General features: G+C 71.6%; 12 protein-coding genes. 7 read left to right on the forward strand and 5 right to left on the reverse strand.

The window, feature by feature from the left end; genetic code table 11:
• The coding region (locus M4J07_RS25825) for an MFS transporter (protein WP_255975403.1) at window positions 1-448 on the forward strand (448 nt) is incomplete at its 5' end.
• A gap of 193 nt (window positions 449-641) precedes the next feature.
• Here M4J07_RS25825 and M4J07_RS25830 read toward each other — a convergent pair.
• Window positions 642-1,613 (reverse strand): LLM class flavin-dependent oxidoreductase, encoded by a 972-nt coding sequence (locus M4J07_RS25830; RefSeq protein WP_255975404.1) that lies wholly within the window; start codon window positions 1,611-1,613, stop codon window positions 642-644.
• Window positions 1,614-1,669: 56 nt separating this feature from the next.
• Complete coding sequence (locus tag M4J07_RS25835; RefSeq protein ID WP_255975405.1) at window positions 1,670-3,118, reverse strand: cytosine permease; 1,449 nt, start codon at window positions 3,116-3,118, stop codon at window positions 1,670-1,672.
• A gap of 196 nt (window positions 3,119-3,314) precedes the next feature.
• On the opposite strand from M4J07_RS25835, the gene ftsY reads away from it, so the two are divergent.
• Window positions 3,315-4,529, forward strand: coding sequence for a signal recognition particle-docking protein FtsY (gene ftsY / locus M4J07_RS25840; protein ID WP_255975406.1), 1,215 nt, complete (start codon window positions 3,315-3,317; stop codon window positions 4,527-4,529).
• A 168-nt stretch (window positions 4,530-4,697) separates the two neighbouring features.
• On the opposite strand, the gene M4J07_RS25845 is transcribed toward ftsY, so the two are convergent.
• Window positions 4,698-5,366: a bifunctional DNA primase/polymerase gene (locus M4J07_RS25845; RefSeq protein WP_255975407.1), complete on the reverse strand. Its 669-nt coding sequence runs from the start codon at window positions 5,364-5,366 to the stop codon at window positions 4,698-4,700.
• Window positions 5,367-5,826: 460 nt separating this feature from the next.
• Here M4J07_RS25845 and nsdA point away from each other — a divergent pair, with 460 nt between their 5' ends.
• The 5 genes from nsdA to ffh all read left to right on the forward strand — a co-directional run bounded on the left by nsdA (window position 5,827) and on the right by ffh (window position 13,532).
• Entirely contained in the window at window positions 5,827-7,308 is a 1,482-nt protein-coding gene (gene nsdA / locus M4J07_RS25850; RefSeq protein ID WP_374215080.1) for a transcriptional repressor NsdA, read from the forward strand.
• Window positions 7,309-7,638: 330 nt separating this feature from the next.
• Window positions 7,639-8,985, forward strand: a complete 1,347-nt coding sequence (locus M4J07_RS25855; RefSeq protein WP_255975409.1) for an ammonium transporter — start codon at window positions 7,639-7,641, stop codon at window positions 8,983-8,985.
• Window positions 8,982-9,320, forward strand: a complete 339-nt coding sequence (locus M4J07_RS25860) for a P-II family nitrogen regulator (RefSeq protein WP_116509391.1) — start codon at window positions 8,982-8,984, stop codon at window positions 9,318-9,320. Before M4J07_RS25855 ends, M4J07_RS25860 begins: the two co-directional genes overlap by 4 nt.
• A 33-nt stretch (window positions 9,321-9,353) precedes the next feature.
• Window positions 9,354-11,867: a [protein-PII] uridylyltransferase gene (locus tag M4J07_RS25865; RefSeq protein WP_255975410.1), complete on the forward strand. Its 2,514-nt coding sequence runs from the start codon at window positions 9,354-9,356 to the stop codon at window positions 11,865-11,867.
• Window positions 11,868-11,975: 108 nt separating this feature from the next.
• The gene (gene ffh, locus M4J07_RS25870; protein WP_255975411.1) at window positions 11,976-13,532 is read left to right on the forward strand and encodes a signal recognition particle protein; all 1,557 of its coding nucleotides are present in this window, start codon (window positions 11,976-11,978) and stop codon (window positions 13,530-13,532) included.
• 121 nt (window positions 13,533-13,653) lie between these two features.
• Here ffh and M4J07_RS25875 read toward each other — a convergent pair whose 3' ends face one another.
• Both M4J07_RS25875 and M4J07_RS25880 read right to left on the reverse strand, forming a co-directional pair.
• Window positions 13,654-14,889, reverse strand: coding sequence for a phosphopentomutase (locus tag M4J07_RS25875; protein WP_255975412.1), 1,236 nt, complete (start codon window positions 14,887-14,889; stop codon window positions 13,654-13,656).
• A complete protein-coding gene (locus tag M4J07_RS25880) occupies window positions 14,886-16,052 on the reverse strand; it encodes a YhfX family PLP-dependent enzyme (RefSeq protein WP_255975413.1) in 1,167 nt (388 codons plus the stop codon). Before M4J07_RS25880 ends, M4J07_RS25875 begins: the two co-directional genes overlap by 4 nt.
• Window position 16,053 lies beyond the last annotated feature (1 nt).

Below are 16,053 nucleotides of genomic sequence, written 5' to 3' on the forward strand. Positions count from 1 at the left end.
TACCGTCGTCGCGATGATCTTCGTCGACCGGATCGGCCGCCGGCCACTGGCGCTCATCGGCTCCGTCGGCATGGTGATCGGTCTCGCCCTCGAGGCCTGGGCGTTCAGCTACGACCTCGTGGACGGCAAGCTGCCGAACACGCAGGGCTGGGTCGCCCTGATCGCGGCGCACTTCTTCGTCTTCTTCTTCGCGATGTCGTGGGGCGTCGTCGTCTGGGTCTTCCTCGGCGAGATGTTCCCGAACAACATCCGCGCCGCGGCGCTGGGCGTGGCCGCCTCGGCCCAGTGGCTCGCCAACTGGGCGATCACGGCGAGCTTCCCGTCGCTGTCCGACTGGAACCTCTCCGCGACGTACGTCATCTACACGATCTTCGCCGCGCTCTCCATCCCCTTCGTGCTCAAGTTCGTCAAGGAGACCAAGGGCAAGGCACTGGAGGAGATGGGCTGACCCCGCTCCTCCCGCGAGACCCGGGGGGACGGGTCAAGTCCCCGCTGCCGGCCCCCCGTTGACGTCGCCGCCCTTCACCCGCCCCGCGCGGACCGGAGGGCGGCGTCGTCATTGCGTGAGGTCATTTCCCGAGGACGAGATCGAGGCGGCCCCGCGCGGCACCCGGCATCCGTGCGGCGTCGAGGATCTCTCCTCAGTCCTTGAGCCGCGGCAGCACGTTCTCGCAGTACAACTGGAGGCTGCGCCAGCCCTCGTCGAGGGGCATGCCGCCGCTCAGCGGATGCAGCACGTAGTTGTCCAGGCCCTGCGCCAGGCACTCGTCAGGCGTGACGATCCGGTACACGCCCTCGGCGCGCAGCTCCTCGACCGTCGTGGCGCCCGAGCGCACCGCCGACTTGATGTCCTGCGACTGCCACGACGCGTACGTCCGCGCCTCATGCAGGAAGTGCGTGCCGTGCTCGGCCCAGGTGCGGTCCGGGTCCTCGGAGAGGTGCAGGAGCGGGGTCGTCTCGCCGGGCATCATGGTCCAGCCCTCGGTCCCGTACTCGACCAGGCGCTCCTTGTAGTACGTCTCCAGCTCCGGCAGGTGCGCGCTCGGGAAGAAGGGGAGGCCGAGCCGGGCCGCCCGGCGCGCGGCCGCCTGCGAGGAGCCGCCGACCAGCAGGAGCGGATGGGGCTGGGTGAACGGGCGCGGGGTGACGCGGACCCGGCGCCCCCGGAACGTGAACTCCTCGCCGGTCCACGCCGTCAGCAGGGTTTCGAGCAACTCGTCCTGGAGCCTGCCGCGCCGCTTCCACTCCACGTCGAACTGCGCGTACTCCTCGGGCCGGTAGCCGATCCCGGCGACCGTCACCAGGCGTCCGCCGCTCACCAGGTCCAGTACGGCGATGTCCTCGGCGAGCCGCAGCGGATCGTGCAGCGGGCCGATGATCGCCGAGACCGTGACCGCGATGCGGCGGGTGGCGCCGAAGACCGCGCCCGCGAAGGTGAAGGGCGAGGGCAGCCAGTTGTTGGCGACCCCGTGGTGCTCCTCGGTCTGGACCGTGTCGATGCCCCGGTCGTCGGCGTACGCCGCCATCTCCACGGCCGCCTTGTAGCGGGCGCTCAGCGACTCCGGCGTACCGGCGGGGTCGACCAGGTTGAACCGTACGACGGACACGGGCATACGACAGTCCCCCTTCACACGGACTCGGGTGAAGGGGGACGGTAGCTGACGGAGCGTCAGACAGCCAGGGCCGCGGACTCCTCGGCCGACTCGTCCGGCGCCGTGGTGGTGTCCGCCGGCTTCGGCAGGGCCAGGTAGAGCAGGCCGGAGACGACGATCGTGACGACCCAGCCGAGGCCGTACTCACCGATGAAGTTGTTCGAGGCGAGCGGCCCGGTGAACCAGTCGGAGGACGTGAACAGCAGGCCCGCCACCAGGCCGACCGCCCACGCGATCACCGCCGCCGGGGAGAAGCCGCCCTTGTACCAGTAGGCGCTGCTGCGGGTCGTGTCGATCAGGGCGGCGCCGTCGTAGTGCTTGCGCTTGAGCATGTCCGCGCCGAAGACGCCGACCCACGCGGAGAAGGCGACCGCGAGCAGCGAGAGGAACGCGATGAACGAACCCATGAAGCTGGTCGCGACGAGCATCAGGATCGCGCCGAAGACCAGCGAGATCAGCGCGTTGATGGACACGGCCCAGTGGCGCGGCACCTTGAAGCCGAGCGTCTGGGCGGTGAAGCCGGCCGAGTACATCGACATCGCGTTGATCAGCAGCATGCCGACCAGGGCGATCAGCAGGTACGGCACCGCGATCCACATCGGCAGGATCTCGCCGAGGAAGGAGACCGGGTCGGGGGCGTTCGCCAGGTCCGGCACGGAGACCGCCATGACGGCACCCATCAGGACCATCGGCAGCACGACGATTCCGGCGCCGCCGATCGAGTTCCCGACGATCGCCCTGGACGAGGCCGTACGCGGCAGGTAGCGCGTGAAGTCGGGGGAGGACGGGATCCAGCTGACGCCACCCGCGGCGATCATGCCGATGCCCGCGACCATCAGCGACGTCGAGCCGGCGGGCCGCCCGAAGACCTCGGACCAGTCGGTGTCGATGATCAGGTAGACCAGGACCAGGACCGAGAAGATGCCGAAGAGGTACGTCGCGTACTTGTTGCACTTCTGCACGGCGTTGATGCCGAGGCCCGAGATCGCGAACGTGGCGACCACGAAGCACAGCAGCGTGACGATCACCAGGAAGTCGTTCTGCTTGATGTCGAACAGGATGTCCAGGACGGTGAGCACGGCGTACGCGCCCGTCACCGCGTTGATCGTCTCCCAGCCCCAGCGGGCCACCCAGATCAGCGAGCCGGGCAGCAGATTGCCGCGCTGCCCGAAGACCGCGCGGGACAGGGCCATGCCGGGGGCGCCGCCGCGCTTGCCCGCGATGCCGATGAGGCCGACGAGGCCGTACGACACGATCGGCGCCGCGATCGCGACGACGACGGCCTGCCAGAAGTTGAGCTTGTACGCCACGACGAGGCTCGCGCCCATCGTGAGCAGCAGCACGCTGATGTTGGCCGCGACCCACGTGGGGAAGAGCTCGCGGGTCTTGGCGGTGCGCTCGGAATCGGGGACGGGCTCGATGCCGCGCGTCTCCAGGGCGCCTTCGGATTCGGCGGTCTTGCTCATGCGGTGGGGTTCCGTGCCTCTGTGGGGTGGGGCGGGGATGACCACGGGGAGGGTGATCGCGATGGACTCTACGCGCGTTGACGCGGCCTCTTCCATCGTACTTTAGTCCGAGTCGTCCCCTCCGGTTCCGTATGTTCTTTGGAGGAAGCAACCAGAACGGCCTCGCGCAGGCCCCATGGCTGATACTGGACGGGTTATGGACATCGTCATCCTTGCTGTAGTCATCGCCGTGGTCGTGATCGGCGCGCTCGGCGGGCTCGTGGTCGGCAGTCGCAGGAAGAAGCAGCTGCCCCCGCCGCCCCCCTCGGCGCCCGACATCACCGCAGCTCCGCCGGCCGAGCCGCACGTCGGCGACGAGGCCGAGACACCGCGCGACGAGGCGCGCCGCACGATCGAGGAGGTCGACCTCCCGGCTGCCGAGCCGGCCACCGAGGAGGTCGTCGAAGAAGCTCCGGCGGCCCCGGCCGCACCCGAGATCGAGGTGCCGGAGCCGACCGCGGGCCGCCTGGTGCGGCTGCGCGCCCGGCTGTCCCGCTCGCAGAACGCGCTCGGCAAGGGGCTGCTGACGCTCCTGTCGCGCGAGCACCTCGACGAGGACACCTGGGAGGAGATCGAGGACACCCTGCTCACCGCCGACGTCGGTGTGCAGCCCACCCAGGAGCTGGTCGAGAACCTGCGCGAGCGCGTGAAGGTGCTCGGCACCCGCACGCCGGACGAACTGCGCGGCCTGCTGCGCGAGGAGCTGCTCAAGCTGCTCGTGCCCGAGTTCGACCGCTCCGTGAAGACGGACTCGAACCTGGACACTCCGGGCATCGTGATGGTCGTCGGGGTCAACGGCACCGGCAAGACCACCACCACCGGCAAGCTCGCGCGCGTCCTGGTCGCCGACGGCAAGAATGTCGTGCTGGGCGCCGCGGACACCTTCCGTGCCGCCGCCGCCGACCAGCTGCAGACCTGGGGCGAGCGCGTCGGCGCCCGCACCGTGCGCGGCCCCGAAGGCGGCGACCCGGCGTCCATCGCCTTCGACGCCGTCAAGGAGGGCATCGAGGCGGGCGCGGACGTCGTGCTCATCGACACCGCCGGGCGCCTGCACACCAAGACCGGTCTGATGGACGAGCTCGGCAAGGTCAAGCGCGTCGTCGAGAAGCACGCCCCGCTCGACGAGGTGCTGCTGGTGCTCGACGCGACGACCGGGCAGAACGGGCTCGTGCAGGCCCGGGTGTTCGCCGAGGTCGTCGACATCACCGGCATCGTGCTGACCAAGCTGGACGGTACGGCCAAGGGCGGCATCGTCGTGGCCGTGCAGCGGGAGCTGGGTGTGCCGGTGAAGCTGGTGGGCTTGGGCGAGGGGCCGGACGATCTGGCGCCGTTCGAGCCCGAGGCGTTCGTGGACGCGCTGATCGGGGAGTAGACGCTCCGCTCGGGGCGGGATTCGATCGTGTGCCTGTGAGGGTGTGCGCCTGTGGGGCGTGTGCCCGTGTGGGTGGATCTCGCGCCGTGGGGTGTTCTGTGTGTGGGGGACTGCGGGCCCGTTGTGGCTGGTCGCGCAGTTCCCCGCGCCCCTTTCAGGGGCGCTTTTTCATGCGCAGGGGGACCTGTGGGCCACGTAGGCCAGCGTGCCGAGGAGCAGGCGGGCCTGGGGGGGTTGCGTTGCGGTGTCCAGGGACGGGGCGCGGAGCCAGGACGTGGGGCCCAGGCCCGCGCGGTCCGAGGGTGGGGCCGTGATGTACGCGCCGGCGCCCAGCGCGTGCAGGTCCAGGGACGCGTCGTCCCAGCCCATGCGGTAGAGCAGCGAGGGGAGTTCGGCGGCCGCTCCGGGGGCGACGAAGAAGTGCGCGCGGCCCTCGGGGGTGGCGACGACCGGGCCCAGCGGCAGCCCCATGCGCTCCAGGCGGGTCAGGGCGCGGCGGCCGGCCCCTTCGGGGACGTCGATGATGTCGAAGGCGCGGCCCACGGGGAGCAGCACCGCGGCACCGGGGAACTGCCCCCAGGACTCGGTCACCTCGTCGAGCGTGGCGCCCGCCGGCACCACCGCCGCCGGGTCGAGCGGGTGCGCGCCCGGTGCCGGGCAGTCCGCCTTGCCGCAGGAGCACGCGCCGTCCACGGCGCGCGCGCCCGGCACCACGTCCCAGCCCCACAGCCCGGTGAACTCCGCCACCGTGGTGCAGTCCGAAGCGCGGCCGGACGTGCGGCCGCGGCGACGTGAGCCGGAGCGCATCTCGCGAATGCCGCCGATCGTGAAGCCCATGCCCCCTCCAACGGGTCCTGCGCGTCGGTGGTTACGTGGCGGAATCGGATCGTGACCCGGTGCGCACGCCGCCTGGTCGTGACGGCGCCGCGACGCGTCCGGGGTGGTGCGCCCCGTGCCACGCGCCCCGGCGCACACCGTTCCACCCAGTTCCAGTTGTCCTATGTCAAGTGAATCGTGTGTGGCCGCCGCTGAGTTCATTCGAAGGGGTGGCGAATGGTGGCGTTTCCGGGTTCGCCCTCGCCGGAGGGGTGATCGTAGGATTACTTTCAGTGCACGAACCCTGAGGGTGAGTGCACCCGTGGGTATGCCGCAGGCAAGTCGGTTTCCTGTTCGAGGAGTGACAACTGCCGGACGGGAGGCCGTGGTTGACGGCATCCTGGTAGGGCTTGCTGACAAGAGTGGCCGACAGGACTTGGCGTTGAGCGTCTTAAGAGGCTTCAGGGATGGGGGCGTTCCAGTGGGCGGCAGCGGCGGAACCGTGATGAACGCTGAGAAGCGCCCGAACGAACTGCTCGGCTCGTGGTTCGTGCGCAGTGGCTGGTCCAAGGGCGAGCTGGCGCGCCAGGTGAACCGCCGGGCACGGCAGTTGGGTGCGAACCACATCTCGACCGACACCTCGCGGGTGCGGCGCTGGCTGGACGGGGAGAACCCGCGCGAGCCGATCCCCCGCATCCTCAGCGAGCTGTTCTCCGAGCGGTTCGGCTGTGTCGTCGCCGTCGAGGACCTCGGCCTGCGCGCCGCGCACCAGTCGCCCTCGGTGTCCGGCGTCGACCTGCCGTGGACCGGGCCGCAGACCGTGGCGCTGATCGGCGAGTTCTCGCGCAGCGACCTGATGCTCGCGCGCCGCGGCTTCCTCGGCAGCTCCCTGGCCCTCGCCGCGGGACCCTCCCTCATCGAGCCGATGCAGCGCTGGCTGGTGCCGACGCCCGGCAGCTCGTCGGCGAAGCCTGAGCCCGAGCAGCCGGCCACGCGCCGCGGCAACCGGCTGTCCAAACCGGAGCTGGACCTCCTGGAGTCCACCACCGTCATGTTCCGGCAGTGGGACGCCCAGTGCGGCGGCGGTCTGCGCCGCAAAGCGGTCGTGGGCCAGCTGCACGAGGTCACCGACCTCCTCCAGGAGTCCCAGCCCGAGAGCACCATGCGCCGCCTGTTCAAGGTCGCTGCCGAACTCGCGGAGCTGGCCGGCTGGATGAGCTACGACGTCGGCCTGCAGCCCACCGCCCAGAAGTACTTCGTGCTCGCCCTGCACGCCGCCAAGGAAGCGGGCGACAAGCCGCTCGGCTCGTACGTCCTCAGCAGCATGAGCCGCCAGATGATCCACCTCGGCCGCCCCGAGGACGCCCTGGAGCTCATCCACCTCGCCCAGTACGGCAGCCGCGACTGCGCCAGCCCCCGCACCCAGTCCATGCTGTATGCGATGGAGGCCCGCGCGTACGCGAACATGGGGCAGCCCGGCAAGTGCAAGCGCGCCGTGCGGATGGCCGAGGAGACCTTCACCGACGCGGACGACTGGGACGATCCCGATCCCGACTGGATCCGCTTCTTCTCCGAGGCCGAACTGCACGGGGAGAACAGCCACTCGTTCCGCGATCTCGCCTACGTCGCCGGGCGCAGCCCCACGTACGCGTCGATGGCCGAGCCGCTGATGCGGCGTGCCGTCGAGCTGTTCGGCAAGGACGCCGAGCACCAGCGCTCGTACGCGCTGAACCTCATCGGCATGGCCACGGTGCACCTGCTCCAGAAGGAGCCGGAGCAGGCCACGACCCTGGCCGTCGACGCACTCGGCATCGCCAGGAAGGTGCGCTCGGAGCGGGTCAACACCCGGATCCGCAAGACCGTCGACACCGCCGTGCGGGACTTCGGGGACGTCGCCGAGGTCATCCAGCTGACCGAGCAGCTCGCCGTGCACCTGCCCGAGACCGCCGAAGCGGCGGTCTGACCCCGGATCCTTGGGATCCGCCCGCGACCCCGGCCGCGACCGATCGTCCCGAAACAGCCCGACTCGGCTCCCCCACGCCAGGTCATCGAGGACGGACGGCCGCGGTCGGCTGCTGTCCGCGGAAGTTCCGCCACGATAACGATCGGCGGACCCCCCATCCGGCAGTTCATTGACGCGTAACACCCACGACCTCTTCGTCACTGCGGCGAAACATCGAGGGGCGCCCACGGAAACCGCGCTGGGCCAAAGTCTGGCGCATAACAGGCCCACCCCTCATGACCGCTTCAGGCTTCGCCCGCACGGGGCCGTACCAATGACGAGGAGACGCCGATGGCATCAGCCATCACGCTTGCGGCGGACGCACCCACACTGTCGTCCGCCAACACAGGCTTCATGCTGATCTGTTCCGCCCTGGTGATGCTCATGACCCCGGGCCTGGCCTTCTTCTACGGAGGCATGGTCCGCGTCAAGAGCACCCTGAACATGCTGATGATGAGCTTCATCAGCCTCGGGATCGTCACGATCCTGTGGGTGCTGTACGGCTTCTCCCTCGCCTTCGGCACCGACAAGGGATCGCTGATCGGCTGGGACGGCGACTTCGTCGGCCTCAGCGGGATCGGACTGACCCAGCTCTGGGACGGCTACACCATCCCGATCTACGTCTTCGCCGTCTTCCAGCTGATGTTCGCCATCATCACGCCCGCCCTGATAAGCGGTGCCCTCGCGGACCGCGTGAAGTTCAGCGCGTGGGCCCTGTTCATCGCGCTGTGGGCCACCATCGTCTACTTCCCCGTCGCCCACTGGGTGTGGGGGACCGGCGGCTGGGCCTTCGACCTCGGCGTGATCGACTTCGCCGGTGGTACGGCCGTGCACATCAACGCCGGTGCCGCCGCGCTCGGCGTGATCCTCGTCATCGGCAAGCGCGTCGGCTTCAAGAAGGACCCGATGCGGCCGCACTCGCTGCCGTGGACGATGCTCGGCGCCGGTCTGCTGTGGTTCGGCTGGTTCGGCTTCAACGCCGGCTCGTGGCTCGGCAACGACGACGGCGTCGGCGCCCTGATGTTCGTCAACACGCAGGTCGCCACCGCCGCCGCCATGCTCGCCTGGCTGGCCTACGAGAAGCTGCGCCACGGCGCCTTCACCTCCCTCGGTGCCGCCTCGGGCGCCGTCGCCGGCCTCGTCGCGATCACTCCTTCCGGTGGCTCCTGCTCGCCGCTCGGCGCGATCGCCATCGGCGCCATCGCCGGCGTGCTGTGCGCCATGGCCGTGGGGCTCAAGTACAAGTTCGGCTACGACGACTCCCTCGACGTCGTCGGTGTCCACCTCGTCGGCGGCATCGTCGGCTCCCTCCTGATCGGCTTCTTCGCCACCGGCGGCGGCCAGTCCGACGCGGCGGGCCTCTTCTACGGCGGCGGCCTCGCCCAGCTGTGGAAGCAGCTCGCGGGTGTCGGCGGCGTCCTCGCGTACTCGCTCGTCGCCTCCGCGATCCTCGCCCTCCTGATCGACAAGACGATCGGCATGCGGGTCAGCGAGGACGACGAGGTCTCCGGCATCGACCAGGTCGAGCACGCCGAGACCGCGTACGACTTCAGCGGTGCGGGCGGCGGCACCGCGGCCCGCTCGGCCGTGCCCGCACCGGTCGCCGCTGCCAAGGACTCCAAGAAGGTGGACGCATGAAGCTCATCACCGCGGTCGTCAAGCCGCACCGGCTCGACGAGATCAAGGAGGCCCTCCAGGCCTTCGGCGTCCAGGGCCTGACCGTGACCGAGGCCAGCGGCTACGGCCGCCAGCGCGGCCACACCGAGGTCTACCGTGGGGCCGAGTACACCGTCGACCTGGTGCCCAAGATCCGCATCGAGGTGCTGGTCGAGGACGACGACGCCGAGCAGCTGATCGACGTCGTGGTGAAGGCCGCGCGGACCGGCAAGATCGGGGACGGCAAGGTCTGGGCGGTCCCCGTCGAGACCGCCGTCCGGGTCCGGACCGGCGAGCGCGGACCGGACGCGCTGTAACCGATCGTTCATGGACGGAACGGGAGTCGCTGGGTGACGAGTGTGAACGACGTACGGACCGAGAGCACGGACGACGAAGGCTCCGGACCCAGCGGCTATGCGGCGGCCCGGCTGCGCCTCCTCCAGGGGGAGGCGCGGTCCGGGCCGCCGCGCCGTTCGGCCCTCGCGGAGCTCACCGACGACTGGCTCACCGAGCTGTTCGCCGACGGGATCGCCGGGGCGAGCGCCTCGCTGGTCGCCGTCGGCGGATACGGCCGCGGTGAACTCTCCCCGCGCAGCGACCTCGACCTGCTCCTGCTGCACGACGGCACCGCGGGTCCCACCGAGGTCGCCGCGCTCGCCGACCGCATCTGGTACCCCGTCTGGGACCTGGGCCTCGCCCTCGACCACTCCGTGCGGACCCCGGCGGAGGCGCGCAAGACCGCGGGCGACGACCTCAAGGTGCAGCTCGGCCTGCTCGACGCCCGGCACATCGCCGGTGACCTCGGCCTGACCGCGGGCCTGCGCACCGCCGTCCTCGCGGACTGGCGCAACCAGGCGCCCAAGCGGCTGCCGGAACTGCGCGAGCTGTGCGAGGAGCGCGGCGAGCGCCAGGGCGAACTGCAGTACCTGCTCGAACCCGACCTGAAGGAGGCGCGGGGCGGCCTCCGGGACGCGACCGCGCTGCGGGCCGTCGCCGCCTCGTGGCTGGCGGACGCGCCGCGCGAGGGCCTGGCCGACGCCCGGCGCCGGCTGCTCGACGTGCGCGACGCCCTGCACATGACCACCGGCCGGGCCACCGACCGGCTCGCCCTCCAGGAACAGGACCAGGTCGCCGCCGAACTCGGCCTCCTCGACGCCGACACGCTGCTGCGCCAGGTGTACGAGGCCGCGCGCACCGTCTCCTACGCCAGCGACGTGACCTGGCGCGAGGTGGGCCGCGTCCTCAAGTCCCGTGCCGTGCGGCCCCGGCTGCGCGCCATGCTCGGCGCCGGCAGCCGGTCGGCACCGGTCGAGCGCTCCCCGCTCGCCGAGGGCGTCGTCGAGATGGACGGAGAGGTGGTGCTGGCCCGCGCCGCCAAACCCGACCGGGACCCGGTGCTCCCGCTGCGGGCCGCCGCCGCTGCCGCGCAGGCCGGTCTGCCGCTGTCCCTGCACGCGGTGCGGCGGATGGCCGCGGCCGCCCGCCCGCTGCCCACCCCCTGGCCCGCCGAGGCACGCGAGCAGCTGGTGACGCTGCTCGGCGCCGGCCGGCCCACCGTCGAGGTGTGGGAGGCACTGGAGGCGGAGGGCCTGATCACCCGGCTGCTGCCGGACTGGGAGCGGGTCCGCTGCCGGCCGCAGCGCAACGCCGTGCACACCTGGACCGTCGACCGGCACCTCGTCGAGACCGCCGTCCGCGCCTCCGAACTGACCCGGCGCGTCGGCCGCCCCGACCTGCTCCTGGTCGCGGCGCTGCTGCACGACATCGGGAAGGGCTGGCCGGGGGACCACTCGGTCGCGGGCGAGATCATCGCCCGGGACGTCGCCGCGCGGATCGGCTTCGACCGGACCGACGTCGCCGTCCTCGCCTCGCTCGTCCGCCATCACCTGCTGCTCATCGAGACCGCCACCCGGCGCGACCTGGAGGACCCGGCGACCGTGCGCTCCGTCGCCGACGCGGTCGGCTCCGCGGGGACGCTGGAACTCCTGCACGCCCTCACCGAGGCGGATGCGCTGGCCACCGGCCCCGCGGCCTGGTCGTCGTGGCGCGGTTCGCTCGTCGCCGATCTGGTCAAGCGGGTCTCGGCGGTCCTCGCCGGGGACGAGCCCGTCGACCCCGACGACATCGACCCGACCGCCGAGCAGGAGCGGCTCGCCGTCGAGGCGTTCCGCACCGGAGGGCCCGTGCTCGCGCTGCGGGCGCAGACGGAACCGATCGCCACGGACGGCGCGGAGGGGGACGCCGTCACGGAACCGGAACCGCTCGGCGTCGAGCTGCTGATCGCGGTGCCGGACCAGCCCGGGGTGCTGCCCGCCGTCTCCGGTGTCCTCGCGATGCACCGGCTCACCGTGCGCACCGCGGAGTTGCGGGCGCTGTCCCTGCCGACGGAATGGGGCGGGGGAGCGAAGGAGCCCGACGGCAAGGGCGGGAGCCGCTCCGTGCTCCTGCTGGACTGGCGGGTCGCCGCCGAGTACGGCTCCCTTCCGCAGGCCGCGCGGCTGCGGGCCGACCTCGTACGCGCCCTCGACGGCTCCCTCGACATCGTCGCGCGGCTCGCCGAGCGGGAGGCCGCCTACCCGCGGCGGCGCGGCGTGGTGGCGCCGCCGCCGCGGGTGACGGTGGCGTCGGCGGGCTCGCGGCTCGCGACCGTCATCGAGGTGCGGGCCCAGGACGCGCCGGGACTGCTGCACCGCATCGGGCGGGCCCTGGAGCTCTCCGACGTGCGGGTGCGGTCGGCGCACGTCTCCACGCTGGGGTCCAACGCCGTCGACGCCTTCTACGTGACCGGTCCCGAAGGGGCTCCGCTGCCGTCGGAGGAGGCCGTGTCGGTGGCCCGGGCACTGGAGGGCGCCCTGCGTGGGTAGGCGGGTCGGCGGCCGGGGACGACCGGGCCGCTGACCCAACCCGCTCGTCCGGATACCCTGGAGGGCGACCTGTCCCCATGCCCCCCGACCCGAGGATTCGCGACCGCCGTGTTCGACACTCTTTCCGATCGCCTCGCAGCGACATTCAAGAACCTCCGCGGCAAGGGTCGCCTCAGCGAGGCGGACATCGACGCCACGGCGCGCGAGATCCGCATCGCCTTGCTGGAAGCCGACGTGGCACTGCCCGTCGTCCGTGCCTTCATCAAGCAGGTCAAGGAGCGCGCGGCCGGTGCCGAGGTCTCCCAGGCGCTGAACCCCGCCCAGCAGGTCATCAAGATCGTCAACGAGGAGCTCATCGGCATCCTCGGTGGCGAGACCCGCCGGCTGCGCTTCGCCAAGACCGGCCCGACCGTGATCATGCTCGCGGGTCTGCAGGGTGCCGGTAAGACGACCCTCGCGGGCAAGCTGGGTCACTGGCTCAAGGGCCAGGGGCACTCGCCGCTGCTCGTCGCCTGTGACCTCCAGCGCCCCAACGCCGTCAACCAGCTGTCGGTCGTCGCCGAGCGCGCCGGCGTCGGCATCTACGCCCCGCAGCCGGGCAACGGGGTGGGTGACCCGGTCGAGGTTGCCAAGGACTCCATCGAGTACGCGAAGTCCAAGGTCTACGACGTCGTCATCGTCGACACCGCCGGTCGCCTCGGCATCGACCAGGAGCTGATGCAGCAGGCCGCGGACATCCGCGACGCCGTCAGCCCCGACGAGGTCCTCTTCGTCGTCGACGCCATGATCGGTCAGGACGCGGTCAACACGGCTGAGGCCTTCCGCGACGGCGTCGGCTTCGACGGCGTGGTGCTCTCCAAGCTCGACGGTGACGCCCGTGGTGGTGCCGCCCTGTCGATCGCCCACGTCACCGGCCGCCAGATCATGTTCGCCTCGAACGGCGAGAAGCTGGACGACTTCGACGCGTTCCACCCGGACCGCATGGCGTCCCGCATCCTCGGCATGGGCGACATGCTCACGCTGATCGAGAAGGCCGAGCAGACCTTCTCGCAGCAAGAGGCCGAGAAGATGGCCGAGAAGCTGGCCTCCAAGAAGGGCCAGGACTTCACGCTCGACGACTTCCTGGCGCAGATGGAGCAGGTCAGGAAGATGGGCTCCATCTCCAAGCTGCTCGGCATGCTGCCGGGGATGGGCCAGATCAAGGACCAGATCAACAACCTCGACGAGCGCGACGTCGACCGCACCGCCGCCATCATCAAGTCGATGACCCCGGCCGAGCGCGCCGACGCCACGATCATCAACGGCTCGCGCCGCGCCCGTATCGCCAAGGGTTCCGGTGTCGAGGTCAGCGCCGTCAAGAACCTGGTCGAGCGGTTCTTCGAGGCCCGCAAGATGATGTCCCGCATGGCGCAGGGCGGCGGCATGCCGGGGATGCCCGGGATGCCGGGCATGGGCGGCGGCCCGGGCCGGCAGAAGAAGCAGCCGAAGAAGGCCAAGGGCAAGCAGCGCTCCGGCAACCCGATGAAGCGCAAGCAGCAGGAGCAGGAGGAGGCCGCCCGCCGCGAGGCCGCAGGCCAGGCAGGCGGCGCCCTCGGGCTGCCGGGCGCCGGACAGGACGCCAAGGACTTCGAACTCCCCGACGAGTTCAAGAAGTTCATGGGCTGATTCCGTCGGGCCGGCGGGAAGCGCCGGCCGGGCTGATGCCATGGGTCGATGACCTTTCCGTACGCGGAGGATGAGGGGCGCTCGCCGCGTGCGGGTGCCCCTCACCTCTGTACGGAGGTGGTCAGGCGGCCCGCGCCGCGGCCTCGCGTATCTCCGTGCCGGCCGCGAGGCCCTTCGGGTCGAGGCCGAGCGCCGCCGCCGCGGTGGCACCCACGTCGGCGAGGCTCGCCGCGTCGGGCAGCAGCTCCACGCCCGCCGCCCCGGGCCGGTGGATCAGCACCGGCACGAACTCCCGCGTGTGGTACGCGTGCCCGATCGTCGGATCGTTGCCGTGGTCGCCCGTGACGATCAGCCGGTCGCCGGGCTCGGACAGCAGCGACACCAGCGCCGCGAGGCCCGCGTCGACCTGCTCCAGGATCCGTCCGTACCGCTCGACGTCCTGTTGGTGCCCGGCCAGGTCGCTCTCCTGCACGTTCGCCACGACCAGCGCGTCCCCGTCGGCCCGCACCGCCTCCAGGGTGTGGGCCAGCACCTCGGCCGTGTCCACCGCCGGCCGCCGCACCGCCGCCTCGCAGGCCAGGATGTCCGCCGCCTTGCCGACGAGCGTCACCGGAATGCCCGCGCGCGCGGCCAGGTCCGGGAGCTGCCGGGTGTGGTCCAACTCGGCGCCCAGGTGCTGCACTTGCAGCCCGCCGTTGCGGTAGAAACCGGTCGCCGGCGTGTCCAGGCCGACCGTGCCGCCGTCGCCCGCCCGCACGAAGTCGCCGAGCGGCCCGTCGGCACGACCGCCCACCGCGATGACCCGGGCGACCGGCGCGACGGCCCGGACCGTACGGGCCACGCCGAGGACGCCGTCGAAGCCGATGTCGTCCAGCCGGCCCGACGCGTTCCAGTTGATGCCCGGGTCCGCCTCCAGGTTGTCGTGCACCAGCACGGCCCCGTCGACCAGCAACAACGGCTTGCCGTCGAGGAGTTCGACCCGGTGACCCCGGTCCGTCAGGGCCTGCGTCACCTGCTCCAGGTGCTCGGCGAGCCGGGCCACCGTCACCCTGCTGAAGTCCGCGCCCATCATCGTCTGGTGCCCGGCGAACGTGTCCGCCCCCGGATACCCGAGCGCGGCCCTGCCCGCGGCGACCGGCAGATGGGTGCGCCGGGCCAGGTCGGGGTGCGGATGCACCAGGCCGAGGCCGAGCGCGCCGAGCACCGGAAGCCGCAGCGGCCTGCCGAACGCCTCGGCGCACCGGTCCAGCACGTGCCCGCAGGTGTCCGCCGTCACGTCGCCCGGGCGCAGCGCCCCGGCGTCCGGCATCGCGCCGACACCGAATCCGTCCACCACCACGATCACGGTCTTGCTCATGAGGCGGCCTTCCCCTGTGCGTCGAACAGTCCGACGAGCCGTGGCGCCCCGGCGGACAGCCCCGCCACCACCGCGACCGTCGAGCGCGTCACGAAGATCTGCGTACGGAACGCGAGCAGCGCGGTGTCGCCCGCGCGGACGTCCGCGCCGGCTTCGGGGGCGTCGAGCAGTCGGTAGTAGTCGATGTTCTCCGGCGGAGCGTCCTGCACCGGCAGGCGCAGACCGGTGCGGGGGAGCAGCGCCGCCTTGATGTTCGAGCGGGGATAGAAGCCGCCTCCGTGGACCGCGGGCCGGCCGTCCGCGAGGGTGTGCGCGACCTCGGTGACGTACACGTACGCGGGCTTCTCGGGCTGGGTGAGGTCGTGGGCGTGCAGGGGCGTGGTGCCGGTGAGCGAGTGGCCGGGCTCGCCATGGGTGGCGCCGAGCTCGGCGAGCAGCGGGAGCGTGGCCATGGACGTGGCGCTGGGGGCGCTGAGCTTGAGGCCCTGGTGCCCGCGGGCGGCCAGCGTCTGCCGGGCCTTGAGGGCGAGTTCGAAGTTCGGGGTGGGGGTCGGGGCGCCCGTGGCCGGATCGCACAGCACGCACGGGAACGCCGTGACGCCCGCGATCCGCACGCCGGGCAGCCGCTCCACAGTCGCGGCGAACTCATCGATCCCGGCAAGCGGGACACCGCCCTCCTGCCCGGGGTAGACGGACCCCTCGGCGCCCTCCAGGCGGATCAACACGTCCTGCACGAAGCCCAGTTCAGCCGCCGCGTCGGACACCGCCCTGGCGTTCGCCAGGTCGTAGACCGTCACCGTCTCGGGACGCCAGCCCAGCATCTCCGGCAGGTCGCGGCGCGGGATCTGCACCAGGTGCCCGAGATTGCCGGCCCGGGCGCCGGTGGCGTGCAGGGTGCGGGCCTCGGGCGGGTCGATGGCGGCGTACTTCGGGATGTGCCGGGCGATGGCCTTGATCAGCTCGGGGTTTCGGCCGAGCTGCTTGACGACGAACCAGAGGGTGAGGCCGAGCCGCTCGGCCTCGGCGGCGAGCAGCCGCGCGTTCCCCTCGATCGCGTCGAGGTCCATCACATAGGTGTCGGGCGGGATCACGCCGCGCCGGTGGAGGTCGGCCGCGGCGTCGACCAGCTCGGGGTTGCGGGTGAGCAGGCTGTCGAGGAACACG

The organism is Streptomyces longispororuber, from assembly GCF_024448165.1.
Lineage (GTDB): Bacteria > Actinomycetota > Actinomycetes > Streptomycetales > Streptomycetaceae > Streptomyces > Streptomyces longispororuber_A.

Bases quoted from the DNA above. Each gene is read 5' to 3' on its own strand.
- M4J07_RS25830 (WP_255975404.1), bottom strand. From the start codon at position 1,613: ATGCCCGTGTCCGTCGTACGGTTCAACCTGGTCGACCCCGCCGGTACG.
- M4J07_RS25835 (WP_255975405.1), bottom strand. From the start codon at position 3,118: ATGAGCAAGACCGCCGAATCCGAAGGCGCCCTGGAGACGCGCGGCATC.
- ftsY (WP_255975406.1), top strand. From the start codon at position 3,315: ATGGACATCGTCATCCTTGCTGTAGTCATCGCCGTGGTCGTGATCGGC.
- M4J07_RS25845 (WP_255975407.1), bottom strand. From the start codon at position 5,366: ATGGGCTTCACGATCGGCGGCATTCGCGAGATGCGCTCCGGCTCACGT.
- M4J07_RS25855 (WP_255975409.1), top strand. From the start codon at position 7,639: ATGGCATCAGCCATCACGCTTGCGGCGGACGCACCCACACTGTCGTCC.
- M4J07_RS25860 (WP_116509391.1), top strand. From the start codon at position 8,982: ATGAAGCTCATCACCGCGGTCGTCAAGCCGCACCGGCTCGACGAGATC.
- M4J07_RS25875 (WP_255975412.1), bottom strand. From the start codon at position 14,889: ATGAGCAAGACCGTGATCGTGGTGGTGGACGGATTCGGTGTCGGCGCG.